Source organism: Methylocystis sp., assembly GCF_050246715.1.
Classification (GTDB): domain Bacteria; phylum Pseudomonadota; class Alphaproteobacteria; order Rhizobiales; family Beijerinckiaceae; genus Methylocystis.
This window is the reverse complement of record NZ_JBFWVN010000026.1, coordinates 35,153-42,407: the sequence shown is the minus strand read 5'-3', so window position 1 is coordinate 42,407 and position 7,255 is coordinate 35,153. Positions and strand designations below refer to the sequence as shown.

The 7,255-nt window shown below is 62.3% G+C and carries 7 protein-coding genes; 3 read left to right on the top strand and 4 right to left on the bottom strand.

What is annotated here, in order from left to right:
* The first annotated feature begins 190 nt into the window (after positions 1-190).
* Entirely contained in the window at positions 191-1,003 is an 813-nt protein-coding gene (locus AB7I51_RS09990) for a glycosyltransferase (RefSeq protein ID WP_428404108.1), read from the top strand.
* A 429-nt stretch (positions 1,004-1,432) separates the two neighbouring features.
* Here AB7I51_RS09990 and AB7I51_RS09985 read toward each other — a convergent pair whose 3' ends face one another.
* A complete protein-coding gene (locus tag AB7I51_RS09985) occupies positions 1,433-2,644 on the bottom strand; it encodes a cytochrome P450 (RefSeq protein WP_428404109.1) in 1,212 nt (403 codons plus the stop codon).
* 156 nt (positions 2,645-2,800) lie between these two features.
* Here AB7I51_RS09985 and AB7I51_RS09980 point away from each other — a divergent pair, with 156 nt between their 5' ends.
* Positions 2,801-3,322: a TerB family tellurite resistance protein gene (locus AB7I51_RS09980; RefSeq protein WP_428404110.1), complete on the top strand. Its 522-nt coding sequence runs from the start codon at positions 2,801-2,803 to the stop codon at positions 3,320-3,322.
* Positions 3,319-4,104 (top strand): SDR family NAD(P)-dependent oxidoreductase, encoded by a 786-nt coding sequence (locus tag AB7I51_RS09975; RefSeq protein ID WP_428404111.1) that lies wholly within the window; start codon positions 3,319-3,321, stop codon positions 4,102-4,104. The genes AB7I51_RS09980 and AB7I51_RS09975 overlap by 4 nt, the downstream gene beginning before the upstream one ends.
* Before the next feature lie 190 nt (positions 4,105-4,294).
* On the opposite strand, the gene rpmF is transcribed toward AB7I51_RS09975, so the two are convergent.
* From rpmF to mgtE, 3 genes are all read right to left on the bottom strand, one after another.
* On the bottom strand, positions 4,295-4,483 hold the full coding sequence (gene rpmF / locus AB7I51_RS09970) for a 50S ribosomal protein L32 (protein WP_428404112.1): 189 nt from the start codon (positions 4,481-4,483) through the stop codon (positions 4,295-4,297).
* Between the two features lie 224 nt (positions 4,484-4,707).
* Positions 4,708-5,721, bottom strand: a complete 1,014-nt coding sequence (locus AB7I51_RS09965) for a glycoside hydrolase family 25 protein (RefSeq protein WP_428404113.1) — start codon at positions 5,719-5,721, stop codon at positions 4,708-4,710.
* A 53-nt stretch (positions 5,722-5,774) separates the two neighbouring features.
* A complete protein-coding gene (gene mgtE, locus AB7I51_RS09960) occupies positions 5,775-7,187 on the bottom strand; it encodes a magnesium transporter (protein ID WP_428404114.1) in 1,413 nt (470 codons plus the stop codon).
* Between the last annotated feature and the right edge of the window lie 68 nt (positions 7,188-7,255).

Genomic DNA, 7,255 nt, shown 5'->3' with positions numbered 1-7,255 from the left:
ACAGCGGCGCCGGATCAATTTGCAAGCAAACAGCATCCCGCGCAGCGAAAACCTGCGGAAACGATTACTTCCGCAGGTCTCAAAACTTCGTCACGTCAACGCCTTGCGAGTTCTTCACGGATGACTCGATACAACCGTCATTGACCTGATCCACGCCAACCATTTCTTCGTGATGCCATTCGTCGAAAGAATGCGCGAAAGGCGCTGCATTCCCGTCGTGCTGGACACTCACGACATACAGGCTCGGCAGTACGAGTTACGGAATCGCGCTGGATTTAGCATCCCGCCGCATGTTCGCTATAACAGCATGCTCACGACTGAACTCGACTGGCTCAGGCGCGCCGACGTTTGCATTCATTTGAATTGGGAAGAGCATGCGACGTTCGACCAGCTTCTCCCTCAATCTCGTCACGAGCTGATCTATCCGTCGATAACGCCCGTGGCTCCCCACCCCAATGGGGATCAGGCGATTTTTGTCGCAGCCGACAACGCCGCCAACTACCTCAGCGTCCGATGGTTCCTGAAATATATTGTGCCGCATGTGCCTGAAATGTCGATTTCGATTTTTGGCGACATCGCCGATGGCGTGAAAAGGCGCGACCGGCCGTTGTTTGAAAAACATCGCAATCTTTTCCGTGGCAGGATAGCCGATATAGAGACCGCCTACGCCGACGCGGCGATCATTCTCCTCCCGACAAGAGAAGGGCACGGCCTTTCAATTAAGACTGTGGAAGCCCTGTCCAGCGGACTGCCGATCATCGCGACGTCGAAGGCGTTCAGAGGCATGGAGATCGATCCGTCACAGCTGCGCAACGTCTACATTGCGGATGACGCCAACGAATTCGCCGCGACCATGGTCAGGTGTCGCGCAATGCACGAACGAAGCGACTTGGTGGCGAGCGATACGCGCGCGCTATACGAAGAGAGATACTCGTTGGAACACTTTGCGCGTCGGCTCGGCGACGTCGCATGCAAGTTGATCGCGCGAATGCAAATGACGTGAGCCCATGCCGGCGGCGCTGGTAATGGCGGCGATAGGGTTTTCTGGCGGGCAAAAGTTTGCTGCAAGAAACCGAGAGTGTCTCAGGCGACGGCCCAACGAATGACCGCTTCGGTCATCAGCAGCAGAAGTCCCATCACAGTTGAACGACCCGGATGTCATTCCCGACGCTTCGCGCAAGCGAAGCGATCGGGAATCCAGAGCAAAGCCAGCATGGCTGGAGCTTCTCTGGATTCCCGGTCGGGCCTGCGGCCCGCCGGGAATGACACGCCGGAACGGCTCAACCGAATTCCCGTCGCTGGTCCAGCCCAGCGGCTCGGCGCACGCCTGTAGCAGGGGCAACCGAGAAGGGCAATAAAGATATAAAGATTTCTTTATGTTAATATCCGGCGTGGGCAGGCTTCTCTCTTTGTTTTGCGACGCCGTGCGCCATCATTGCGGGGGCGCCACCACGGGCAGGCTTGCAATGGCCCTGAGACCTGGCCGTCCCCGCCATCGAATTTCCGAGTCCGCCACAGCCATCTCGAGTTTCGGCCAGCGCCTGAACAACGCTTGCAATGCGCACTTGCCTTCGATGCGTGCGAGCTGGTGGCCAAGGCAAAAGTGGATGCCCGCGCCAAAGGCGAGATGCCGATTGGGGCGTCTTTCGAGATCGAGCCGCTCGGGATGCTCGTTCGCGTCCGGGTCCATGTCGGCAGCCGCCAGCATCGCCATTATTTTCTCGCCCTTCTTCACCCGAACTCCCCCAAGATCTACGTCTTTTCGCACAAAGCGCGGCTTGGAAAACTGCACAGGCGAGATGAACCGAAGAAACTCCTCGATCGCGAGATTGGCGCGGCTCCAGTCGTCTGCGAGCCAATCGCGCAGGCTCGGTTTCCGTATCAGCTCGTAAACAGACCCGCTGATCAGGTGCGTGGTTGTCTCAGTGCCTGCCCCAAGCAGCAGAAACACCATGACCACCATCTCGCGGGGGCTGATACGCCGGCCTTCTTTCTCGACGCGAACAAGCTCCGCGATCAGGCCCTCGCCACCCTGCTCGCGCGCGATCTTCAGGCGTTGCTCGAGATAGCGTTTCATCGCGGCCAAAGCCGGGATCAAGCCTAGAAAGCCAACGACCCCCGTTATGCGCGTAAAGCTGTTGGTCCAGGCCATGAACTTCGACCTGTCGGACTGCGGCAGACCTAAGAGCTCACAGATGACAGAAAGCGGCAGCTTCCGCGCATATCTCTCGACAATATCGGCGGGGCTTCCAGCGGCGAATAGCTGATCGGCGAGCTCGTCAGCGATGGCGAGAATGCGCGGTTCCATTTCGAGAACCGCCTGCCGGCGAAAGGCTTCGTCCACGATACCGCGCAACCGCGTGTGATCCGGTTCGTCCATCGTCAGCATATTGTCGGCAAAAGTGCGGATCAGTCCGGGCATCCACCATCGGAGCCCGGCGATCGTCCCGCTCTCCTCGCGTAAGGTGAACGTCTCGCTCTCTTTCAGAACTCTGGCTGCCAACTCCTGCGTCGTTGTGATCCACACCTTGCCGACGATCGGGAACCTCACTTCGACGACGAGCCCGGAAGTCCTCAACCTCTCGATGCCTGCGGCGGGGTTACGGAAATATTCCTGGCTGGTGAAATCAGCTTGCAGCGTCATGGCCGATCCTTGTCGTTGCTTCAGCTCATCCAACGGGAGTAAGCGCGTCCGGGTGATAGAGGGAACAACTTGACCAGTCCCGCTAGCTGCCCTTCCCCCGCCTCCTGATCTATACGGATTTGCAACGCAGCTCCCGCCCCGCTAGCCTCGCCGCCCATGCTCTCAGCCCTCAAAAACTTCATCAGCGAACTCACCGGCGAGGCCGAGGGGCCGAAGCCCTTTGAAGCCGCCGACTATCAGCTCGCCGCCGCGGCGCTGCTCGTCCATATCGCCTCGGTCGACGGCGACTTCGATGACAGCGAGAAGGCCCGCATCAGGCAGCTTGTCGAAGCGCGTTTCGGCCTTGAAGGCGACGAGGCGGCCGAACTGATCCAGGCGGCGCGCGAGAGCGAGGCCGACGCGGTCGATCTTTATCGCTTCACCAGCGTCCTCAAACGCCGGCTCGACGAGGAAGGGCGCCGGCAGATCGTCGGCATGCTCTGGGACATGGCCCATGCCGACGGCGCGGTGCATGAATTCGAGGAGAATGTCGTCTGGCGCGTCGCCGAATTGCTCGGCGTCTCGACCCGCGACCGCGTCGAACTGCGCCGCGAGGCCCGCGACGCCGCCGACCCTGGCGCAAGCGGCGCGAGCGGCCCAAGTGGCCCTTGGTCGCGTGGCAAGGATAGCGGCCGGTGACCCGTCCGGTCGTGGTCATCACCGGCGCGTCGGACGGGATCGGCGCCGAGCTTGCCCGAATCTTCGCCGCCAAGGGCCATGAGCTGGCCCTCGTCGCCCGCCGCGGCGAGCGGCTGGAGGCGCTGGCCGATGATATCGCCGCCGCTGGGGCCGTCCGTCCGCTGCCGATCGAACTCGATCTGACCGCCGAGGGCGCCGCTCAACGTTTGGATGAGCGTCTCGCCGAGGAAGGCGTCGCGCCGCAATATCTCGTCAACAACGCGGGCTTCGGCCTGATGGGCCGAGCGATGGAACTCGACGCCGCCGAGCAGCTCGCGATCGTCGATCTCAATATGCGGGCGCTGACCGCGCTGACCCTGCGCTTTCTCTCCTCAATCGTCACGGCGAAAGGCGGGGTGCTCAATGTCGCTTCGGTCGCCGCCTTCATGCCGGGGCCTGGCTTCGCCGTCTATTACGCCAGCAAGGCCTATGTGCGCTCGTTCAGCGAGGCGCTGTCGCAGGAACTGAAGCCGCAAGGCGTAAAGGTCGCCTGCCTCTGCCCCGGTCCGGTGCGCACCGGCTTTCAGGCGCGGGCGGGGATGCATTATGAAGGGCTGATGGCGGCGATGAAGCCCGCGATGCTGCCGGCGGCGGAGGTCGCGCGCCAGGGCTATGAGGGCCTCATGGCCGGCAGGCGGGTGATCGTGCCGGGATGGGTGAACCGGGCGCTGATCTTTGGTTCTGCGGCGACGCCGCGCGCGCTGCTGCTGCCGCTGCTCGCGGCCGCCCAGCAGCGACGTTAAGTCGGCGCGGCGAATTAAATGCGCCAAACATGCGTGCCTCGAGGCTCCCGGTCCGGGATAATCCGGCCTTGGAATGCGAGCCTCCAGGCTCGCCAAAACTCCAGCAACCGATTCAATTATTTCAGGGCGTCGCCAAAGTAAAAAAGCGAACCCTGCGGCCCGCTTTTATTTTCGTTAACCGTCGGCGCGATTATTCTTCGACGGACTTCGGCTTCAACACCTGACGGCCGCGATACATGCCGGTCTTGAGGTCGACGTGATGCGGGCGACGCAGCTCGCCGGAGTCCTTGTCCTCGACATAGGTCGGCGCCTTCAGCGCGTCGGCGGAGCGACGGAAGCCTCGCTTCATCGGCGAGGTTTTTCTTTTCGGAACAGCCATTTATTCTCTCTTATAAGGTAGCCGCGCAGGCGAGAACGCCGCGCCGCGGAAACTGACCCGGGGCCTATACGCGAAATCCGAGCGTCTGGCTACCCCTTTAGCCCTCTCGCCAAGAGCGCGCTGCGAAAAAGTGGGAACCGGTTTTTCGCGCAGAGCGCGCTCTAAACTTTTGGAATCGATCACCTCATCTGCGTTTAGGCGATTCCGCCTAAACGCAGCGCGATCTATCGGATCGAGCCCGGCGGCACCGGCGCGCTGGGCTCCCGGTCATAGGCGTTCTTTTCGGCGCCCGACAACATCGCCGGATCGTCCTCGATGAGCTTATTGGCGGCGCGGTCGTCGACCTGCTTATGCGCCGTCGCGATCGGCCCCGCCCGCAGGCCGGCGGCCGAGGCGAGCCAGCTGCGCCACTGATCGGCGGAGCCGTTGAACGTGTTCTGATCGACCGCGCCGGTGATGCCCGGAATGCGCCCGTCCGAGCGATACTGCCAGAAGGTCCATTGGCGGTCGCCGTAGCGCACCTTAGGATGATATTTCGTTGAGCGCACCCAGATCGGATATTCGGCGAGAGCGTTCGAATGCAGAATAGCCTGGTAGAAGTCGACCGATGAATAGATGATCGGCTTCTTGCCGTAGTGGCGCTCCATCTGTTCGAGCATCGCCTTCATGTCGCGCAGCGCTTCCTCGCGGTAGAGCGTGCGTTTGCAGCTGCGCGACGTCGGCGTCGCCTCAACGTCGAGAACCGGCGGCAGCGCGTCGGGCTCGTTGGGCACGACGCTGGCGAAATTGCCGATCTCTTCTTGCGGCTGGCGGCACCAATAGACGAAGTGATAGGCGCCGCGCGGCACGCCGGCCGCCTTCGCCGCCGCCCAATTATAAGCGAATTTCGAGTCGACCCGGTCGCCGCCTTCCGTGGCCTTGATGAAGGCGAAGGAGACGCCCGCGTCCCTCACCTGCTCCCAGTCGATATTCCCCTGATATTTCGACACATCGATGCCATGGACGGCGAATTCGGCGCTGCGCGTGGCGGGGAATTTATGGAGCTCCGTCTCCGGCACGGCATAGGCGAGGAAGCTCGGGTCGCGCTTGGGGTTGATCAGCGGCGCGCTGGTCTGCAGCCGCGGCCGGCGCGACATGCTCGGATCGAAGGAGCTGCCGCAGCTGGCGAGCGTCGCCGCCGCCAGCCCGGCGCAGGCAAGGGCGGACCAGACCGAGGGAAAACATTTCAACGAGCGCATGTCGCCAAACTATCTCCACAGGCGGTAACGGAACGTAAACGCGCCAACACGCCTCAGTTCAAATGGAACCACAAACTGGCGATTGTAAGGAAAGCCCCGTAGCCGATCACGTCGGTGATCGTCGTCACGAAAGGCCCGGACGCGACCGCCGGGTCGAACTTCAGCTTGTCGAAGGCGAGCGGCACGACGATGCCGCCAAATGCGCCGGCGACGAGATTGGTGAACATCGCCAGCGCCATGACCGGGCCGAGCCCGACATTATGGAACCAGTTGGCGGCGACGATTCCGGTGACCAGGCCAAAGGCCGCGCCATTGACCGCGCCGATGGCGAGTTCCCTCGCAATGATCCGGAAGGCGTTGGCGCGGGTCAGTTCGCGGGTCGCCAGCGCCCTTACAGCCACGGTCATGGTCTGCGTGGCGGAATTGCCGCCCTGCCCGGCGACGATCGGCCCGAGCACCGCCAGCGCGACCATCTGCTCCAATTGCGACTGAAAGGTCTTGAGCACCGAGGAGGTGATGAAGGCGGTCAGCATATTGACCGAAAGCCAGGTGAAGCGGCTCCGGGCGATCCACCAGAAATCGTCGGTCAGCTCTTCCTCGGGGTTGACGCCGCCAAGCGCCAGGATTTCCTCGGACGCCTGCTCCTGGATCACGTCGACGATATCGTCGATGGTGAGAACGCCGACGAGCCGTTCAGATTCGTCGACGACGGGGACGGAGACGAGATTGTAGCGTTCGAAAAGGCGCGCCGCCTCGGCGCCGTCCTCCTTCGCTTTCACTCGCCGCCGATCCTCCTGCATGATTTCTTCTAGCCGCGCGTCGGGCTTGGCGCGCACCAGCGCGTCAAGGAAAACCGTGCCGAGCAGATGGTAGCTCGGATCGACGACGAAGACTTCGAAGAAGCTCTCGGGAAGATTTTCCTCGCCGCTCTCCCGAAAAAAATCCAGAACACGTCCCGCCGTCCAGAAGGGCGGCGCGGCGACGAAGGTCGTCTGCATCAAGCGGCCGGCCGAATCTTCTGGATAATCCAGCGAGCGGCGCAGGACGATGCGTTCCTGCGCCGGCAGCGCTTCGAGAACCTCGGCCTGTTCTTTGGGTTCGAGAGTCTCGAGAATAGCGACGGCGTCGTCGCTTTCTAGCTCGCGCACGCCTTCGACAAGGGTCTCGACCGGGAGTTCTTCTAAGATTTCCTCGCGGGTCGCTTCGCCGACCTCCATCAGGGCGGTGAAGTCGAAGTCGGCGCCCATCAATTCGACGAGCCGCGGCCGCGCCTCGTGGCTCAGGAGCTCCAGCAGCGCGCCGAGGTCCGCCTCATGGAGGTCGCCGACGAGTTCGCGAACGCGCTCAGCGTCGCCGAGCGCAATGGCGCCTTCGACGTCCAGGACGAATTCGCGACTATGAGACGCGGACCGGTTGTCGCGGAAGTCCTCGGCGGCGGTCGCCGTATCTTCATGATCGAGCGGCATAGGCGGTCCCGCGCTATATTATGGTCGCGCTCTTAACCCGCGGGCGCGAGAAATCAAACCGGTAAGCC